This is a genomic window from Nocardia asteroides (assembly GCA_019930625.1).
Lineage (GTDB): Bacteria > Actinomycetota > Actinomycetes > Mycobacteriales > Mycobacteriaceae > Nocardia > Nocardia sputi.
In genome coordinates this window covers 3,740,053-3,757,551 of record CP082844.1, presented here as the reverse complement: position 1 = coordinate 3,757,551, position 17,499 = coordinate 3,740,053, and the positions used below count along the sequence as shown (strand labels likewise).

Annotated in this window: 16 protein-coding genes; 6 read left to right on the top strand and 10 right to left on the bottom strand. The window is 69.5% G+C overall.

From position 1 onward, the window contains the following. Positions 1 to 140: 140 nt before the first annotated feature. Entirely contained in the window at positions 141 to 644 is a 504-nt protein-coding gene (ilvN, locus tag K8O92_17190) for an acetolactate synthase small subunit (protein UAK29757.1), read from the bottom strand. After that, the gene (locus K8O92_17185) at positions 641 to 2,575 is read right to left on the bottom strand and encodes an acetolactate synthase large subunit (protein ID UAK29756.1); all 1,935 of its coding nucleotides are present in this window, start codon (positions 2,573 to 2,575) and stop codon (positions 641 to 643) included. Before K8O92_17185 ends, ilvN begins: the two co-directional genes overlap by 4 nt. Before the next feature lie 425 nt (positions 2,576 to 3,000). Here K8O92_17185 and K8O92_17180 point away from each other — a divergent pair, with 425 nt between their 5' ends. Together K8O92_17180 and ilvD are read left to right on the top strand one after the other, a co-directional pair. Next, on the top strand, positions 3,001 to 3,495 hold the full coding sequence (locus tag K8O92_17180) for a PH domain-containing protein (protein UAK29755.1): 495 nt from the start codon (positions 3,001 to 3,003) through the stop codon (positions 3,493 to 3,495). A gap of 414 nt (positions 3,496 to 3,909) precedes the next feature. Further along, entirely contained in the window at positions 3,910 to 5,751 is a 1,842-nt protein-coding gene (gene ilvD, locus K8O92_17175; protein ID UAK29754.1) for a dihydroxy-acid dehydratase, read from the top strand. Between the two features lie 94 nt (positions 5,752 to 5,845). Here ilvD and K8O92_17170 read toward each other — a convergent pair whose 3' ends face one another. Beyond that, the gene (locus K8O92_17170) at positions 5,846 to 6,721 is read right to left on the bottom strand and encodes a DoxX family protein (protein ID UAK29753.1); all 876 of its coding nucleotides are present in this window, start codon (positions 6,719 to 6,721) and stop codon (positions 5,846 to 5,848) included. 120 nt (positions 6,722 to 6,841) lie between these two features. On the opposite strand from K8O92_17170, the gene K8O92_17165 reads away from it, so the two are divergent. Beyond that, positions 6,842 to 7,948: a PQQ-dependent sugar dehydrogenase gene (locus tag K8O92_17165; GenBank protein ID UAK29752.1), complete on the top strand. Its 1,107-nt coding sequence runs from the start codon at positions 6,842 to 6,844 to the stop codon at positions 7,946 to 7,948. Between the two features lie 108 nt (positions 7,949 to 8,056). Here K8O92_17165 and K8O92_17160 read toward each other — a convergent pair whose 3' ends face one another. Further along, positions 8,057 to 8,944 (bottom strand): LysR family transcriptional regulator, encoded by an 888-nt coding sequence (locus tag K8O92_17160; protein ID UAK29751.1) that lies wholly within the window; start codon positions 8,942 to 8,944, stop codon positions 8,057 to 8,059. A gap of 141 nt (positions 8,945 to 9,085) precedes the next feature. Between K8O92_17160 and K8O92_17155 the strand changes: the two genes are divergently transcribed. The 3 genes from K8O92_17155 (at position 9,086) to K8O92_17145 (ending at position 11,717) form a co-directional block, all read left to right on the top strand. Beyond that, positions 9,086 to 9,979 (top strand): EamA family transporter, encoded by an 894-nt coding sequence (locus K8O92_17155; protein UAK29750.1) that lies wholly within the window; start codon positions 9,086 to 9,088, stop codon positions 9,977 to 9,979. Next, entirely contained in the window at positions 9,976 to 10,608 is a 633-nt protein-coding gene (locus K8O92_17150; protein ID UAK29749.1) for an NAD(P)H-binding protein, read from the top strand. The genes K8O92_17155 and K8O92_17150 overlap by 4 nt, the downstream gene beginning before the upstream one ends. A gap of 101 nt (positions 10,609 to 10,709) precedes the next feature. Beyond that, on the top strand, positions 10,710 to 11,717 hold the full coding sequence (locus K8O92_17145; protein UAK35748.1) for an SMP-30/gluconolactonase/LRE family protein: 1,008 nt from the start codon (positions 10,710 to 10,712) through the stop codon (positions 11,715 to 11,717). Here the strand turns inward: K8O92_17145 and gatB are convergent. From gatB to K8O92_17115, 6 genes are all read right to left on the bottom strand, one after another. Beyond that, positions 11,647 to 13,158, bottom strand: a complete 1,512-nt coding sequence (gene gatB / locus K8O92_17140; GenBank protein ID UAK29748.1) for an Asp-tRNA(Asn)/Glu-tRNA(Gln) amidotransferase subunit GatB — start codon at positions 13,156 to 13,158, stop codon at positions 11,647 to 11,649. The genes K8O92_17145 and gatB overlap by 71 nt on opposite strands. Before the next feature lie 57 nt (positions 13,159 to 13,215). Next, positions 13,216 to 14,592: an alpha/beta fold hydrolase gene (locus K8O92_17135; GenBank protein ID UAK29747.1), complete on the bottom strand. Its 1,377-nt coding sequence runs from the start codon at positions 14,590 to 14,592 to the stop codon at positions 13,216 to 13,218. A 36-nt stretch (positions 14,593 to 14,628) separates the two neighbouring features. Further along, complete coding sequence (locus K8O92_17130) at positions 14,629 to 15,072, bottom strand: hypothetical protein (GenBank protein ID UAK29746.1); 444 nt, start codon at positions 15,070 to 15,072, stop codon at positions 14,629 to 14,631. A 73-nt stretch (positions 15,073 to 15,145) separates the two neighbouring features. After that, positions 15,146 to 15,298 (bottom strand): hypothetical protein, encoded by a 153-nt coding sequence (locus tag K8O92_17125; protein UAK29745.1) that lies wholly within the window; start codon positions 15,296 to 15,298, stop codon positions 15,146 to 15,148. A gap of 101 nt (positions 15,299 to 15,399) precedes the next feature. Then, positions 15,400 to 16,434 (bottom strand): 6-phosphofructokinase, encoded by a 1,035-nt coding sequence (locus K8O92_17120; GenBank protein UAK29744.1) that lies wholly within the window; start codon positions 16,432 to 16,434, stop codon positions 15,400 to 15,402. An 82-nt stretch (positions 16,435 to 16,516) separates the two neighbouring features. Then, on the bottom strand, positions 16,517 to 17,407 hold the full coding sequence (locus K8O92_17115) for a hypothetical protein (GenBank protein UAK29743.1): 891 nt from the start codon (positions 17,405 to 17,407) through the stop codon (positions 16,517 to 16,519). Positions 17,408 to 17,499: the final 92 nt, after the last annotated feature.

Sequence of the window (17,499 nt, the reverse complement as noted above, 5' to 3'; positions counted from 1 at the left end):
TGGATCGGATCACCTCCGCGGTAGCGGGAGGGGATCATTCCCGCGTACGCGGGGAGGCGGCACGCCAACCGTCGATCGCAGAAAGACTAGCGTGTGGCCGCCGCCGGACGGTCGGCCCCATCGGTGTGCCGCTCGCTATCTCACCGAGTGGCGGTGATGGACTTCGGCCCACGGCCCACCGCGACGACACCGGACTGCACGATCTCCCTGATGCCGTACGGCTCGAGCATCCGCAGCAGCGCGTCGAGCTTGGACCGGGTTCCGGTCGCCTCGACGGTGAGCGCGTCCGGCGACACGTCGATGACCTTCGCGCGGAACAGCCCGACGGCTTCGATCACCTGGGTCCGCACGCTGGCGTCGGCGCGCACCTTCACCAGGATCAGTTCGCGGGCCACCGAGCTGTCGGAGTCCTGCTCCACGATCTTGATGACGTTCACCAGCTTGTTGAGCTGCTTGGTGACCTGCTCCAGCGGCAGATCCTCGACGGTGACGACGATGGTCATGCGCGAGATCTCCGGCAGCTCGGTGCCGCCGACCGCCAGCGATTCGATATTGAAGCCGCGGCGGGAGAACAGCGCCGCGACTCGTGCCAGCACGCCCGGTTTGTCCTCGACGAGAACGCTGAGGGTATGCGTGGTGCTCATCCGTTGTTCACCTTGTTCTGTTCGTGCGACATCGCCGCGTGGATGACCGAGGGCTCGGCGGCCTGCTCGTCCTCGTCGAACAGCGGGCGGATGCCGCGAGCGGCCATGATCTCGTCGTTGCTGGTGCCCGCCGCCACCATGGGCCACACCTGGGCGTCCTTGCCGACGATGAAGTCGATCACCACGGGACGGTCGTTGATGGACTGCGCCTCGCGGATGGCGGCCTCGACGTCCTCCTCGCGCTCCACCCGGATGCCGTGGCAGCCGAGGGCTTCGGCGAGCTTCACGAAGTCGGGGATGCGCAGGGTGTGCGTGCCCAGGTCGGTGTTGGAGTAACGCTCCTGGTAGAACAGCGTCTGCCACTGGCGCACCATGCCGAGGTTGCCGTTGTTGATCAGCGCGACCTTGATCGGGACGCCCTCGACGGCGCAGGTGGCCAGCTCCTGGTTGGTCATCTGGAAGCAGCCGTCACCGTCGACCGCCCACACCTCTTTGTCCGGCGCGCCCATCTTCGCGCCCATGGCCGCCGGGACGGCGTAGCCCATGGTGCCGAGGCCGCCGGAGTTGAGCCAGGTGCGCGGCTTCTCGTACTTGATGAACTGCGCGGCCCACATCTGGTGCTGACCGACGCCCGCGCAGTAGATCGCGTCGGGTCCGGCCAGCCGACCCAGCGCCTCGATGACGAACTCCGGCGACAGCGAGCCGTCCGCGGGCGGGGTCCAGCCCAGCGGGTAGGCGTCGCGCACGCCGTCGAGGTAGGTCCACCAGTCGGTCAACGGCAGCGGCAGCGAATTGCCCGCGGCGGGATCGGCCTTCAGCGTCTCGATGAGCTCGACGATCACCTCGCGGCAGTCGCCGACGATCGGGACGTCGGCGTGCCGGTTCTTGCCGATCTCTGCCGGGTCGATGTCGGCGTGGATCACCTTGGCGCCGGGCGCGAAGGAGTCCAGCTGGCCGGTGACGCGGTCGTCGAAGCGGGCGCCGAGCGTGATCAGCAGGTCCGACCGCTGCAACGCGGCGACGGCGCCCACGGTGCCGTGCATGCCGGGCATGCCCATGTTCAGGCGGTGGCTGTCGGGGAACGCGCCGCGCGCCATCAGCGTGGTGACCACGGGGATGCCGGTCAGCTCGGCCAGCCGCAGCAGCTCGGCGGAGGCGTCCGCTTTGATCACGCCGCCGCCGACGTAGAGCACGGGAGCCTTGGCTTCCATGATCATCCGCGCGGCTTCGCGCACCTGCTTGCCGTGCGGCTTGGTGACCGGACGGTAGCCGGGCAGCCGCATCTCCGGCGGCCAGCTGAAGGTGGTCTGCGCCTGCAGCACGTCCTTGGGGATGTCGACGAGCACGGCGCCGGGGCGGCCGGACGAGGCGAGGTAGAACGCCTCCGCGATGATGCGCGGGATGTCGATGCCGTCGGTGATCAGGAAGTTGTGCTTGGTGATCGGCATGGTGATGCCGGAGATGTCGGCTTCCTGGAACGCATCGGTGCCGATCAGGCTGCGACCGACCTGGCCGGTGATGGCCACGATCGGGACCGAGTCCATCTGCGCGTCGGCGATCGGGGTGACAAGGTTGGTCGCGCCGGGACCGGATGTGGCCATGCACACACCGACCTTGCCGGTGGCCTGGGCATAGCCGGTGGCCGCGTGACCGGCGCCCTGCTCGTGCCGGACCAGGACGTGGCGCACCTTGGTGGAATCGAACAGCGGGTCGTACACGGGAAGGATCGCACCGCCCGGGATGCCGAATACGGTGTCGACGCCGAGCTCCTCGAGCGACCGGACGACCGACTGCGCGCCGGTGACCCGCTCGGGCGGGACCGGGCGGCGGTTGGCCGCGGAGGTCGGGTTGGCAGCGGGCGTGGCCTGCTGGTTCGCCGAAGGCGCTGGCCTTCGGGCCGAGGGCCCGGGCCGTGCGGTAGGTGCGCTCACCGTCTTCGTTCCTTACTGGTTGTGGTTCTGACCCCGGAATTTGTGCCAGCGGTGTCTTGCGCTTCGCCATGCTGGACATTAGTCCGAACATAAAAAAGCCCCCGACAGCACAGGGCTGATCGAGGGTGGCGCGTCGCAACGCGAGCTGACGTATTCGACTCAGTGTGTCAGGCTCAACGCTGGACGCGCCGGCCGATTACGAGCAACTCGTTTCGATTCACGCGCACGACGTTAAGCGGGTGTGAACCGAAGAGTCAAACAGATGACCCCTTGTGTCCCATTATGTGGGACAGTGCGGATGCTTGTGCCCTTCACCAGGATGCGAGGATGGTGGTGTGTCATCACCGCATCAGTCCGTGCCACCTTTTGAATCGTCCCACACTCCTGCCGCGACAACGGATACGGGTGGCGTCTCGGACGCCCGTGTGATCCGCATCCCACGGCTGGCCTTCCTGGGCGTGTTCATCCTGCTGATGTGCGTGTTCTTCCCGTTCGTCGGCTGGCCGGCCGGACTGTGGTGGCTGCTGCTGCTCCCCGTCGTGGTGCTGGTGTGGGTGCTGCGGACCCAGACCACGGTCTCCGGCGCGGGACTGGACCTGCGGACGCTGTTCGGTTCGCGTCACCTCGACTGGTCACAGGTGAAAGGGGTCCGCATCCCCAAGCGCGGCTACGTGCGCGCCGACCTGACCGACGGCACCGAGGTGAAGTTGCCCGCGGTGAGCTACGACCGGCTGCGCGATCTGGCGGCGGCCTCCGGCGGACGGATCCCGGACCCGTTCGCGCGGCCGGACACGTCCCTGGAGGACGAGTCCCCCGCAGGATCCGCGGAACCGGACACGAACGCGAGTGGCGACGGCGGACTGCGAACCAACGGGACGGCGAAGTCCGCCGAGGACTCCACCGGCGAGGACACGCCGTAGCGATTACTCGCACAGGGCTCCGGATCCCGAGCGGGGCCGACCGCACCTGACCGGCGACGACGAACCCGCCGCCCCGCTGGGCCGCGTGGATGCCCCGCTGGTACGCAGTGAACTCAGCGATCGCGTCGAGGTGGAACATTCCCTCCACGTAAGCTGTTGCGGTCGGGTGATGGGATGATTTCACCGGAGCAGTGATCCTCCTTCGCATCCCCACCCTCGACGGCCCGGCACCTCCGGCGTCACCGTCGCCGCCCGCGACACCACACAGGGGCGGCAAACCGAACCCGGCTGACAGCCATGGACGCCGCGGCCGCACCCCGGCGGGCGGACACGCCTACCGGGAGTAACGTGGTGCTCCGCCGAGCAGGCTCTGCGCCGTCGCACGTCAGCCCCCGCGACCCGAGGACCATCGAAATGCCACCGCTTCGTTCACGAACCACCACCATCGGCCGCAATGCCGCAGGCGCACGCGCACTCTGGCGCGCCACCGGCATGACCGACACCGACTTCGGCAAGCCGATCGTCGCCATCGCGAACTCCTACACCCAGTTCGTGCCCGGCCACGTGCACCTGAAGAACGTCGGCGAGATCGTGGCCGAGTCGGTGCGCGCCGCCGGTGGCGTGCCGCGCGAATTCCACACCATCGCCGTCGACGACGGCATCGCCATGGGCCACGGCGGCATGCTCTACTCGCTGCCTTCGCGCGAGATCATCGCCGACTCCGTCGAATACATGGTGAACGCGCACACCGCGGACGCGCTGGTCTGCATCTCCAACTGCGACAAGATCACCCCCGGCATGCTGAATGCCGCTATGCGGCTGAACATTCCGACGGTGTTCGTCTCCGGCGGGCCGATGGAGGCGGGCAAGGCGGTGGTCGTCGGCGGCGTCGCGCAAGCGCCCACCGACTTGGTCACCGCGATCTCCGCGAGCGCGAATCAGGCCGTCTCGGATGAGGGCCTGTCCGAGGTCGAGCGGTCGGCGTGCCCGACCTGCGGCTCGTGCTCGGGCATGTTCACCGCGAACTCGATGAACTGCCTCACCGAAGCGCTCGGTCTCTCGCTGCCCGGCAACGGCTCCACCCTCGCGACGCACGCCGCGCGCCGGGCGCTGTTCGAGCGGGCGGGCACCGTGGTGGTGGACATCGCCAACCGCTGGTACCGCGAGGACGACGCGTCCGTGCTGCCGCGGAACGTGGCCGACGTCAAAGCCTTCCGCAACGCGATGGCGTTGGACGTCGCGATGGGCGGCTCGACCAACACCGTGCTGCACACGCTGGCCGCAGCGCAGGAAGGTGAGATCGACTTCGATCTGCACTCCATCGAGGAGATCAGCCGCCGGGTGCCCACCCTGTCGAAGGTGTCGCCCAACTCGGACTACCACATGGAGGACGTGCACCGCGCCGGTGGCATCCCCGCCATCCTGGGCGAGCTGCGCCGCGCCGGGCTGCTGGAGACCGATGTCACCACGGTGCACACCGCGAGCTTCGACGAGTGGCTCGACACCTGGGACATCCGCTCCGGCAAGGCCTCCCGGGAAGCCATCGAACTGTTCCACGCCGCGCCGGGCGGGGTGCGCACCACCGAGCCGTTCTCCACCGACAACCGTTGGTCGTCGCTGGATACCGACGCCGAAGGCGGTTGCATCCGCGACCTCGAGCACGCCTACACCAAGGAAGGCGGGCTGGTCGTGCTGCGCGGCAACATCGCGCCCGACGGGGCGGTGCTCAAGACCGCAGGTATCGACGAAGAGCTGTTCTCCTTCCAGGGCCCGGCGGTCGTGGTGGAGTCGCAGGAAGAAGCCGTGTCGGTCATCCTCGGCAAGAAGATCAAGCCCGGCGACGTGATCGTGGTCCGCTACGAGGGCCCCGCGGGCGGCCCCGGCATGCAGGAGATGCTGCACCCGACCGCCTTCCTGAAGGGTTCCGGGCTCGGCAAGCAGTGCGCCCTGATCACCGACGGCCGGTTCTCCGGCGGCACTTCCGGCCTGTCGATCGGGCACATCTCTCCCGAGGCGGCCAGCGGCGGCGTCATCGGCTTGATCGAGAACGGTGATCAGATCCGCATCGACGTTTCCACCCGCACCCTCGAGGTGCTCGTCGACGACGCCGTCCTGGCCGAGCGCCGCGCGAAGATGGAAGCCTCCGAGCGGCCCTGGCAGCCGGTCAACCGCGACCGTCCGGTGACGACCGCTCTGCGCGCCTACGCCGCGCTGGCCACTTCCGCAGACAAGGGCGCGGTCCGGCACGTGCCGTAAGGTCCGCGTCTTCACGGGGCAGCAGCTCCGTTACGAACACGACGGCCCCTTCATCCTCGATCGGATGAAGGGGCCTTTCGCTTCGTCCGGCAACTCAGGCGAAGGGACCGATGCCCGTCAGCGGGTTGCCGCCGTGCAGGTACCAGTAGGCCCCGACCGCGGCCGCGATGGCGAGGAGCAGCACGACGAAGGAGCCCGCGGCGGGGCGGATCGCCCAGCCTCGGTTGCGGTCGAAGGACAAGCGACCCGGGCCGGTCAGGATGATGACGGTGGCGACACCCGCGAGGATGCTCTCCATTTCCACCGCTCCGGGTCCGGCTTTGTACTGGAATCCGGGGGCCATGCCCTGCTTCCAGGCCCAGGCGTCCAGGATCACCGCCAGCACCGCGCCCGCCGCCAACGGGGTGGCGAGCCCGAGGATCAGCAGGACACCGCCGCCGACCTCGCCCGCGGTGAGCAGGATGGTGGACACCGTCGGATGATCCCAGCCGCCGCGCTCCATCATGTCGCGCGTGCCGTCCAGACCGGGGCCGTGGAACCAGCCGGTGAGCTTCTGCAGACCGTGGTAGAGGAAGGTGGCGCCGACGACCAGACGCAACAGCAGCAAACCGAGATCGAGCGTTCCCCGGCGGTTCTCGCCGGTGCGGCGGCGCAGACGCCCGGTCTCGTTCGGCGGTGCCGGGGCGGGCGGGATGCTGGCGTAATCGTAGGTGGGCGCCGCGCCCCCGGCGGCCTTGCTCTCGGCGGTGCTCGGGACCTCCGGGTCGAGTCCGAGCTCCTCCTCGGTGCGCGGGACGTCCTTGCGCAATCCCGGCCGCTGGGCCGTGTCCACCCGCTCGAACTGCTCGGTCGGCGAATCGTACGGGCTGGTCACCCCTCGACCGGTGGACGACACCGCCGACTGCTCTGCCGTGGAGGGCGTGGCGTTCCCGGCCTTGGATTCGGGCGTGTCTTTCGGCTTGTCGGTCACGGCCAATACCCTATGCGGCACCGCGCTATAGCGGGCGAGTAACGGCGTGGCGTGTCAGTGTGCGCGCGACACCCCACCCGGAGGGGGCGCGGGCGACGGTATTTCCGTAACGTCTGAACTATGAGTTTGGTTGTCGTGGGCCGCGTCGCGGCGAGCTTGGCGCTCGGTTCCGCCCTGCTGGTCGGGTGCGCCCGGTTCGACGATTCGGCGTCCAGCCCGTTCACCCCGGAACCGACCCTGCGCGGAGCCGACATCGACCCGAAGAAACCGAACCAGTCACCCACCTCCACCACCCGCCCCAGCGGCCCGTGCATCGACCCGGACCCGGCGGTCGTGGCCACGTGCCTGGACACCACCGGCGGCCTGGTCACCCTGGCCGACGGCGCGCTGGTCGCCGAGCGCAGGACCGGCCGCATCATGAAGGTGGTCCCGGAGCAGCCGCCGGTCGAGATCGCGCGACTGGACGTGGACGGCTCCGGCGACGGCGGCCTCAGCGATATCGCGCTGTCGCCCACCTACCGCGAAGACGGCCTGATGTACGCCTACATCACCACAGCGAGCGACAACCGGGTGGTCCGCATCGGCGAGGGCGGCTCCCCGAAGGACGTGCTCACCGGGATCCCGAAAGGCGACAGCGGGAACCGGGGCGCGATCGACTTCGTCTCACCCGACCAGATGCTCGTGCTGACCGGCGACGCGGGCAACCCCGGCGCGGCCGCGTCGGCGAGCTCGCTCGCGGGCAAGTTGCTGCGCGTGAACTCGCCGGTGCCCGGCCGTACGCCCGCGCCGGAGATCGCCGTCTCGGGCATAGGCACCGCCGGCGACGTGTGCCGCGACAGCAAAGACAGCATCTGGATCACCGACCGCACCGCCGCCGAGGACCGGTTGCAGCGGCTCGGCGGCGACGGCGTGGTCACCACCATGTGGACCTGGCCGGACCGGCCCGGCGTCGCGGGCTGCGCGGCGGCCCCCGACGGCGTCGCCATCTCGCTGACCCGCGCGAAAGCCCTCGCCATCGCCGCCGCCGACCCGAACACCCACGCGGTCACCGCGGCCCCGACCCTGTTGGCGCAGGACAGATACGGCCAGCTCGGTGGCGCGGCGGTCGGCGCCGACGGAACCGTCTGGGTGACCACGGTGAACAAGACCGACGGCCAGCCGGGACCCTTCGACGACCGCGTCGTACGCATCCCGCCGCCCCAGGCCGGAGGCGGCGGAACGGACTGAGCGGTATTCGATTCCGCGCCTTCGCGCGGCGTATTCGCGGTCGCTTGCGGTCCCCTGGCTGCACGAGCTCCGGACCAGCTGGCCATGTGGCAGATCCAGCGGGGCGTCTCAGGAGTCGGGTCGATCTTGTGCGGGGATGCCGAGAATGGCGAGGAAGGCAGTTGCCGCGGGTGTGCGGGTGCGGTTCCAGATGACGTATTCGACGCGAGCCGGTGCGTCGGCTACTTCGATGGTGACTACGCCCTCCAGCTGTGGCGCGAAGGCGGAGGGGAGCATGGCCACGGCCAGGCCGGGTCTGACGAGGCGAGCGATGTAGTCCGCGCTGGTCACTTCGAAGGCGACGTCCCGGTCGAGACCGGCGGCCGAGAAGGCTTGGTCGGATTGGAGGCGTCCGGCTGTCCCGGCCGGCAGGTCCACGAAGACCTCGGTGGACAACCTGCGAAGATCGATCGTCGGCTCGCCGGCGAGGGGATGGTCCGGCGCGACCACGGCGACCAGCCGGTCGCGGGCGAGTTCCTGGGCGGCGACACCTCGGGGTCGCGCGGTGGTCGGCAGGCCGAGGAAGGCCACGTCGAGGGCTCCTTGCTCGACCTTCTCGACCAGTTCCTCGCTCGCGCCCACCCGCAGGCTGATGCGCACGTGCGGGTGCCGCAGGCGGAACTCGCGCAACGCATCCGGGACATCGACAGCGGCGACGGTGGGGATGAGGCCCACGGCGAGCCGTCCGCGAACCTCTCCCACCGCCGCGGCGACCTCGGCGGCCGCGCGCTCGGCGGCGTCCAGGCACTGGCGGGCGGCCGGGAGGAACGCGGCGCCGGCCGGTGTCAGGCGCACCCGGCGGCTGGTGCGCTCGAACAGTCTCGCGCCCAGTTCCCGTTCCAAGCGCGCGATCTGGTGACTGAGGGCGGACTGGACGACCAGACATCGTTCGGCCGCCCGGGTGAAGCTGTTGGTCTCGGCGACGGCGACGACGTAGCGCATCTGCTGGAGTTCCATCGTTCAATCGTGAATCGCGATTGATGAAGTGACAAACATGTGTTGGACTCATTGATGCCTCCCGGCGAGACTGCATGTGTGAAAAGCCCAGCTGCACAGATTGTTTCCGGTGGCCGAAACGGTGACGCGCCGCTGGGACATATGTCTCGCGCCGTCCTGACGGCCCTCGCTCCCGTGTCGTGGGGCACGACATATGTCGTCACCACCGAACTCCTGCCACCGGGGCACCCGCTGTTCGCAGGACTTCTGCGCGCGTTGCCTGCCGGTCTGATCGCACTGGCGCTCACACGGAGATTGCCGCACGGGACTTGGTGGTGGAAGGCCGCGGTGCTGGGCGTGCTCAACATCGGGCTGCTGTTCCCGCTGCTGTTCCTCGCCGCCGAACGCCTACCGGGCGGCGTGGCCGCGACCCTGGCGGCGGCGCAGCCGCTCGTCGTAGCCGTCCTGGTCTTGGCAGTCCTGCACGAGAACCCCTCGGCGTGGCGGATCGGCTGGGGCGCGATAGGCGTGGTCGGCGTCGGCTTGGTGGTGATCGGGCCGGACGCGGCGCTCGACCCCCTCGGTGTCGTGGCGGGCCTCGCCGCCGCGGCCTCGATGGCACTCGGCCTGACGCTCACCAAACGGTGGGGACGGCCGGCCGAGGCCGGTCCCACCGCTTTCGCGGGCTGGCAACTCACCGCTGGGGGCCTGTTTCTGCTACCCCTCACGTTCCTGGTCGAGGGGCCGCCTCCCCCGATCGACCCGCCCGCTGCTCTGGGCTACCTCTGGTTGGGTCTGGTCGGCGGACTGATCGCCTATGTCCTCTGGTTCCGCGGCATCGGCGCCTTGCCCGTCACCTCGGTCGCGGTGCTCGTCCTGCTCTCGCCGCTGGTCGCCGCCGTCCTCGGCGCCATCCTGCTCGGCCAGATACTCGGTCCGATCCAACTCGTGGGATTCGGGCTCGCCCTCGCCGCGATCGTCGCGGGACAGCTTCCCGCGCCCACGCGCTCTTCCACCTCCACCACGACCCACACACCTGAAAGGACACCTCGATGAAGATCGCCGTCGTCGGAGCCACCGGCATGGTCGGCTCACGCGTCGTCACCGAAGCCGCGAGCCGAGGTCATGAACTCATCGCCGTATTCCGCAGACAGCGGCCGACCGGCCTGCCTTCCGGAGTGAGGGCCGTCGAAGGCGACGCGAACGACCCCGTCCGGATGAGCGAACTGCTCGACGGCGCCGACGCGATCGTGGCCGCTACCCGTCCGGCTCCCGGGCACGAAGACACCGTCACGGCGACGACCAAGGCGCTGCTGGACGCGGCCACGGCTACCCGGACGCGCATTCTCGTCGCCGGCGGAGCGGCCCCGCTTCGGGCCCCAGGGCATCCCGACCGGCTCGTTCTCGACAGCCCGGAGTACGTGCCGGAAGCCGTCCGCCCGATCGCCGCCGCCAGCCTCGCGCAGTGGGAGACCTGCCGAGCACACCCGGCCGACTGGATCTATCTCAGCCCTCCCGCCCTCCTCGAACCCGGAGCGCGCACCGGTGGCTACCGGCGCGGTGCCACCACCCTCGTCACCCGCGCCGACGGCACGTCCAGGATCTCGGTCGAAGATCTCGCCGTGGCCGTTCTCGACGAGCTCGAGAATCCCAGCGCGAGCAGACATTTCACCGTCGGCTACTGAGCACGCACGATCGGGACCGACTCACTTGGTGTGTCGATCGCAAGACCATACCGACGGACCCGATTGCCATAACGGAGGAACGGATGAAGTGAGTCCTCGGTATCTCGATCGCGCTCGCCTGCGTCGGCGTCGCGGCGCTGATACCCGCGGATCGACCGGCTGCGCACCGTCCGGTGCTCCACGCCGCGATCGACCTCCCCGCAGGGTTCCAGCCGGAGGGTATCGCGATCGGGTCGCTGCCGGTGGCCTACTTCGGCTCGCGGGCGGACGGCTCCATCTACCGCGCCAGCCTGGTGACCGGGCAGGGCGCCATCCTGAGCCCCGGGCCGGGTACACCGGCGCTCGGGCTCCAGATCGACCATCGCGGTCGGCTGTTCGTCGCGGGCGGCACCGGCGGTGACGCTCGCGTCGTGGACACCCGCACGGGCGAGGTGCTGGCCAGCTACCGGCTCGCGACGCCGCCGGACACGTTCGTCAACGACGTGGTTCTCACGCCCGCGGGTGCGTGGTTCACCGACTCGCGCACGCCGGTGCTCTACCACCTCCCCCTCGGCCACGACGCCGCGCTTCCGCCGGTCGCGGCGGTGATGCGACGAGAGCTGACCGGCGCTATCCGTTACGAGCGCGGAGCGATCAACGCCAATGGGATCGTGCGCACGCCCGACGGCACGGGGCTGATCGTCATGCAGTCGGCAACCGGCAGGCTGTTCCACGTCGACCCGGCGACGGGCGTGACGCGGCAGGTCGACCTCGGCGCCGAGCAGCTGCCCAACGGTGACGGCCTGCTCTTACGCGGCAGCACGCTGCTGGTCGTCCAGAACCGGTCCAACGCGATCGCCGTGATCGCACTCGATCCCACCGGCGCGACAGGCACGGTCGTACGGCGCGTCACCGACCCGCGTTTCGACATACCGACGACCGTCGCGGCGTTCGGCGAGCGCCTGTACCTGCCGAACGCCCGCTTCACCACGCCGCCGACGCCCACCACGCCCTACAGCGCCGTCGCGATCGACCGACCTCGAACAGCCGGTTCGGCCGCTAGCTACAGGCGGCGAGCACGAGTTCGCGGACCCGGGCCGCGTCGGCCTGGCCGCGAGTGGCCTTCATGACGTCGCCGACGATCTTGCCCGCGGCCTGGACCTTGCCGGAGCGGATCTTGTCGGCGATGTCGGGGTTGGCGGCCAGCGCCTTCTCCACCTCGGACTGCAAAGCGCTGTCGTCGCTGACCATGCCCAGGCCCTTGGCCTCGACGATCTGCGCCGGATCGCCCTCGCCCGCCAGCACGTGGTCGACGACCTGCTTGGCCACCTTGTTGTTGATCGTCTTCGCGTCGACCAGCTTGATCACCTCGGCGACCTGGGCGGGGGTGATCGGCAGCTCGTCCAGCGGGACCTCGCGCTCCTTGGCCTTCTCGGTGAGGTAGGCGACCCACCAGGAGCGCGCCTCGTTGGCCGGGGCGCCCGCGTCGACGGTGGCGATGATCAGATCCAGCGCGCCCGCGTTGACCAGGTCGCGCATCACCTCGTCGGACAGGCCCCAGTCGGTCTGGATGCGCGCGCGGCGCAGCCAGGGGTACTCGGGGATGGTGCCGCGCAACTGCTCGACCCATTCCGCGTCGGGGGCGACGGGCTCGAGGTCGGGCTCGGGGAAGTAGCGGTAGTCCTCGGCGGTCTCCTTGCGGCGTCCCGGCGAGGTGCTGCCGTCGGCCTCGTGGAAGTGCCTGGTCTCCTGCACGACCGTGCCGCCGCTCGCGAGCACCGCGCCCTGCCTGCGCATCTCGTAGCGCACCGCGACCTCGACGCTGCGCAGCGAGTTGACGTTCTTGGTCTCCGTGCGGGTGCCGAATTCTGTCGCGCCGACAGGCATCAAGGAGACGTTCGCGTCACAGCGCAGCGAACCCTGCTCCATCTTCACGTCGGAGACCCCGAGCGACTTCAGCAGATCCCGCAGCGCCGTGACGTAGGCCCGCGCGACTTCCGGGGCCCGCTCACCCGCGCCGGTGATCGGCTTGGTGACGATCTCGATCAGCGGCACGCCGGCGCGGTTGTAGTCCAGCAGGGAGTGGCTCGCGCCGTGGATGCGACCGGTCGCGCCGCCGACATGCACCGACTTGCCGGTGTCCTCCTCCATGTGCGCGCGCTCGATGTCCACTCGGAAGATGCTGCCGTCGTCGAGCACCACGTCCAGGTGCCCGTTCGTGGCTATCGGCTCGTCGTACTGGCTGATCTGGTAGTTCTTCGGCTGATCGGGGTAGAAGTAGTTCTTGCGCGCGAAGCGGCCCCACGGTGTGATCGAGCAGTTGAGCGCCAGCCCGATCCGGATCGCGGACTCGACGGCCTTCTGGTTGACCACCGGAAGCGAACCGGGCAGACCGAGGCACACCGGGCAGACCTGGGTGTTCGGCTCGGCGCCGAACTCGGTCGGGCAACCGCAGAACATCTTCGTCGCGGTGGACAGCTCGACGTGGACCTCCATGCCGAGCACCGGCTCGAACCGGGCGATGACATCCGAGTAATCCATCAGGTCGACCGTGGGTGCGCTCATGGCCATCAGTTTAGGTAAGCGCTCCCGCCGCAGCGCAGCGGCTCTCGCGTCGTGGCCGACGCGCTATTTCGGCGGGACCCGCTGCCGCAGCCAGCCGGTGACGTAGTCGAGCACCTCGGGAGCGACGGTCGTTTCGATGGTGCTGTATTCGCTGGGACGGCCGGTCTCGGTGGGCTGCATCAGGTGATTGAGACCCGGGAAGACGTGGACGGTCGCATCGGGGTCGGCGGCGAGGTGCTCGCGCATCGGCTGCGCGCTCTGCGCGGCGGGGACCTGGAGGTCTTTGTCGCCGAAGAAGGCGAGCACCGGGACGCGCAGGGCGGAAAGGGCGGGCGCGGGATCGTAGGCGACCAGGGCGGCCAGATACGGCGTGATCTGCGCGGCCGCTTGGTCGTCCGGCACGCGCTGGTCGGCGGGCAGGGCTTGGTTCTGCCGGATGGCCAGCTGCCTGGCGCCGTCGAGGTCCCCTGCTTTCAACAGCGCGGCCAGCTCGGTGGTGTCGCGCACCCGGGCGTCCACCTGGTCGGGCGGGGTGCCGTTCGCGGTGGCGATCAGGCGGGTCTGCTCGATGAGCACGTCCGAACCCGGGACGCCGGGCCCGGCCATCAGGACGGCGAACGCGACGCCGCTGTCCGGACGCGTGGCGACCAGCGGAGCGAGATAGCCGCCTTCGCTGTGGCCGAAGAGCCCGACCCGGGCCGGGTCGATCTCGGTGCGGGCACGCAGGAAGCCGACGCCCGCGGCCGCGTCTGCGGCCAGGTCGGTGTAGTTCGCCTCGTCCAGCTTGCCGCTCGTGCCGCCGACGCCGCGATCGTCGGTGCGCAGCACGGCGTAGCCCGCGCGGGTGAAGGTGTCGGCCAGCAGCAGGAACGGCTTGTGGCCCATGAGTTCCTCGTTGCGGTCCTGCGGACCGCTTCCGCTGATCATCAAGATGGCGGGGAACGGGCCGGAATCCCGTGGTTCGGTCAATGTGCCCGCGATGGTGATGTCGCCGTTGCGGTAGGTGACGTCCTCGGTCTTGTACGGGAACGGCGGCTTCGGTTCCTGCGGGCGCGCGGGCGGTTCGACTTCGCCTCGGCTCAGCGCCAGCCGGAAGCTCTGGCCCGCCTGCGTGAAATCGCCGGTGATCCGGTCGGTTCCGGATTCGTACTTGCCGCGGAACACCGGGTCGCCCGGGATGTCGGGGATCGCGAAGGTCACACCGTTGCGATCGGAGCTGACGTCCTTCAGCTGGGCGTCCGTCACACCTTGCAGCGGGATGTCGATGGTGGCCGTGCCGTCGTCGCGGAAACTGACCCCGACCTGTAGCGGCTGTCCGGGGACCTCGATGTCGCCGTGCCAATCACCGGTGGTCGGCTCGGGCGGATTCGACTCCGAGCACCCGGCCATCAATGCCGCGATCATGAACAGAGCCAACGCGATCAGTCGCCCACTGCGCATGCGATTCACAGTACCGACAGTCCGGCTCGACCTGAGCTATTCGCCGCGCGCGTACCGCACCGCCGCGGCGATCTCCGCCATGTCCAGCCGCAGGCCCGGCTCCCGTTCCTGCACCTCGCCGAACTCCAGCAGCGCGTCCTCGACGGTCGTCTGCCGAGCGAGCCGGACCAGTTCCCGACGCACGTACTCCCCCAGCGGGACTCCGGCGGAGCGAGCTCGGCGGCCGAGAACGCCGAGCGCCTCGATGGGCAGGTCGTAACTCCGGACGAGCGCCACGGCGTCTTCGCCGATCTCCGGTGCCAGGTCGCGTCCTTCCGCTTCCAGGAATTCGACGATCGTGTCATCGGCGGTGCGCCGCCGCGCAAGCGCGACCAGTTCGCGCCCGATGTAGTCCGGCAGCGGTAGCTCGGCCGAACGCGCCCGGCGGCGCAATACGGCGACGGCGGCATCGGGCAGATCGTTCAGGTGGAACTCGGCCATGCGGGCAAGCGTAGCGGGGCAACGGCGCGGACCGCAGACACAGAAGCGGTTTCAGTCGCTGGTGCGCCTGCGTTCACTGGTCATCGATCCGGTCTTCACCGAAAATCGCATCCACCTGTGCGCGTTCCTCGGCAGCGGTGCAGGCATGAGCCCAGCGAGCCAGCCGTCGCTTCAGCTCGGCGGCGCTGATCTGCGGCGTCGGGAGCAACGGGCGCGGCTCATCCATGGGACGACCTCTGCCAACGATGGCTGACAGTCCTGATCACGACGCCATGATGCCATCCGAGGCGACGTGCTTGTCCAGACTGTCGCGCTCCGGCACCGCACTCAGCCGAAGAACGCCTCCGCTTCGCGGTAGCGCTCCGTAGGCACCCGCTTGAGCTGCTTGGTGGCTTCCGACAGGGGAACCAGGTCGATGGAGGTGCCGTGCAGCGCGACCATCTGACCGAACTTGCCCGCGTGCACCGCCTCCGCGGCGTGCAGGCCGAAGCGGGTGGCCAGCACCCGGTCGTAGGGCGTGGGGCTGCCGCCGCGCTGCACATGACCGAGCACGGTGGTGCGTACCTCTTTGCCGATGCGCCGCTCGATCTCCACACCGAGCTGCTGGGCGACACCGGTGAAACGCTCGTGGCCGAACTCGTCGATACCACCCTCGCGCAAGGTGAATCCGGAATCCGGCGCCGGGTGCGACCCCTCGGCGACGACGCAGATGAAGTGCTTGTCGCCGCGCTGGAAACGCCGTTTGATCATGGCGCACACCTCGTCCACCTCGAACGGGACCTCCGGCACCAGAGTCAGGTGCGCGCCCGCCGCCATGCCCGCGCTGATCGCGATCCAGCCCGCGTGCCGGCCCATGACCTCGATGAGCATGACGCGCTGGTGCGACTCGGCGGTGGTGTGCAGCCGGTCGATCGCCTCGGTGGCGATGCTCAGCGCGGTGTCGTGACCGAAAGTGACGTCGGTGCAGTCGATGTCGTTGTCGATGGTCTTCGGGACGCCGACCACCGGGACGCCTTCGTCGGACAACCAGCTCGCGGCCGTGAGGGTGCCCTCGCCGCCGATCGGGATGAGCGCTTCGATGCCGTTGTCGTCGAGGGTCTGTTTGATCCGGCCCAATCCGGCGCGCAGCACGTCGGGGTTGGTGCGGGCGGTGCCGAGGATGGTGCCGCCTTTGGTCAGGATCCGGTCGGTGCGGTCATCGTTGCGGATCTGGATCTTTCGGTCCTCCAATAGGCCGCGCCACCCGTCCTCGAAGCCGACGATCGCGTCTCCGTAGCGGCCGTTCGCGGTGCGAACGACGGCGCGGATGACCGCGTTCAGTCCTGGGCAGTCTCCGCCTCCGGTCAGAACTCCGATGCGCATGGCCGCTATCTTGCCCCTCTTGTCCGATCTCGGCAGCCCCACCCCCGTGAACGGCGCGTAACACTGACCTGGACAGATGACCTCATGCGGCCTGGCAGCGCCCCCCGGCCAGCTCGTCGAGATGCTGGGAGACGACCGTGGCGAGCCTGTCCAGAACGTTCATGCCGTCGCTGAACGCCCCGGAATCCGGCTGCACCGCGACCGCGATCGCGATCTGCCCCGAGGGGATGCTGATGATCCCGAACTGCCGCACCAGGTAGGCGCCCGAGGCGTCCGGGCCCCAGCCGCCCTTGAATTCGGCGCCGCTGAACTCGCCGAGACCCCAGCGCTGACTCGCGACGACCTGCTCCATCAACGCGGTCACGCGGTCGCCCTGGGGCAGGCAGGGCAACCGCGAGGCGAACCGCACCTGATCGGTCAGCGACCAGTCCGCCTGCCCGAAGGCCGAATGCTCCGAGCGGGTGCGCGTGGCGGGCACGACGGTCTTGCTGTCCCCGCCTTCGCGCAGCACCGCCTGCACGGCCTGCGCCGCCTCCTGCGCGCTGCCCAGCGACTGCCAGAGCACGTCGGCGGCGGCGTTGTCGGATTGCGTGATCGCCGCCGACGCGGCGTAGCTCGTGGCGCCGGGACTGCGCCGCAGCGCGGCGACGGTCAGCGGGACCTTCATCGTCGACCAGGCCGGGCCGCTGGTCCATTCACCGAAGGTGACCACCTGCTCGCCGCCGACCGGCATGATGGCCATGCCGAGCTTGCCGCGCACGCTCGCGGCCAGTTCGGCGTAGCTCGCGGCCAGGGTGCCCGGCACGATGAGCGACAAGCCTTTCTGGTCGGTGCGCGCCGCGGCCTCGGTGATGGTGGGTTCGCTCGTCGCCGGATCCTCGGGGCGGTCGGCGCCGCACCCGGCTACCAGCGATACGACGAGGGCCGCACAGCCCAGAACGTTTCGAGCTCTGCGAAATCGACCAGTGGACATTCTCGACACACTCTTTCCGCGAACTCCGCCGGGCTGCGATGCCGGAGCGGCGTCCGGGCACCGTCCTGGTCCGGCACGCCGACCGCCGGCCG

Bases quoted from the DNA above. Each gene is read 5' to 3' on its own strand.
- ilvN (UAK29757.1), bottom strand. From the start codon at position 644: ATGAGCACCACGCATACCCTCAGCGTTCTCGTCGAGGACAAACCGGGC.
- ilvD (UAK29754.1), top strand. From the start codon at position 3,910: ATGCCACCGCTTCGTTCACGAACCACCACCATCGGCCGCAATGCCGCA.
- K8O92_17165 (UAK29752.1), top strand. From the start codon at position 6,842: ATGAGTTTGGTTGTCGTGGGCCGCGTCGCGGCGAGCTTGGCGCTCGGT.
- K8O92_17160 (UAK29751.1), bottom strand. From the start codon at position 8,944: ATGGAACTCCAGCAGATGCGCTACGTCGTCGCCGTCGCCGAGACCAAC.
- K8O92_17155 (UAK29750.1), top strand. From the start codon at position 9,086: ATGTCTCGCGCCGTCCTGACGGCCCTCGCTCCCGTGTCGTGGGGCACG.
- K8O92_17150 (UAK29749.1), top strand. From the start codon at position 9,976: ATGAAGATCGCCGTCGTCGGAGCCACCGGCATGGTCGGCTCACGCGTC.
- gatB (UAK29748.1), bottom strand. From the start codon at position 13,158: ATGGCCATGAGCGCACCCACGGTCGACCTGATGGATTACTCGGATGTC.
- K8O92_17135 (UAK29747.1), bottom strand. From the start codon at position 14,592: ATGCGCAGTGGGCGACTGATCGCGTTGGCTCTGTTCATGATCGCGGCA.
- K8O92_17130 (UAK29746.1), bottom strand. From the start codon at position 15,072: ATGGCCGAGTTCCACCTGAACGATCTGCCCGATGCCGCCGTCGCCGTA.
- K8O92_17125 (UAK29745.1), bottom strand. From the start codon at position 15,298: ATGGATGAGCCGCGCCCGTTGCTCCCGACGCCGCAGATCAGCGCCGCC.
- K8O92_17120 (UAK29744.1), bottom strand. From the start codon at position 16,434: ATGCGCATCGGAGTTCTGACCGGAGGCGGAGACTGCCCAGGACTGAAC.
- K8O92_17115 (UAK29743.1), bottom strand. From the start codon at position 17,407: ATGTCCACTGGTCGATTTCGCAGAGCTCGAAACGTTCTGGGCTGTGCG.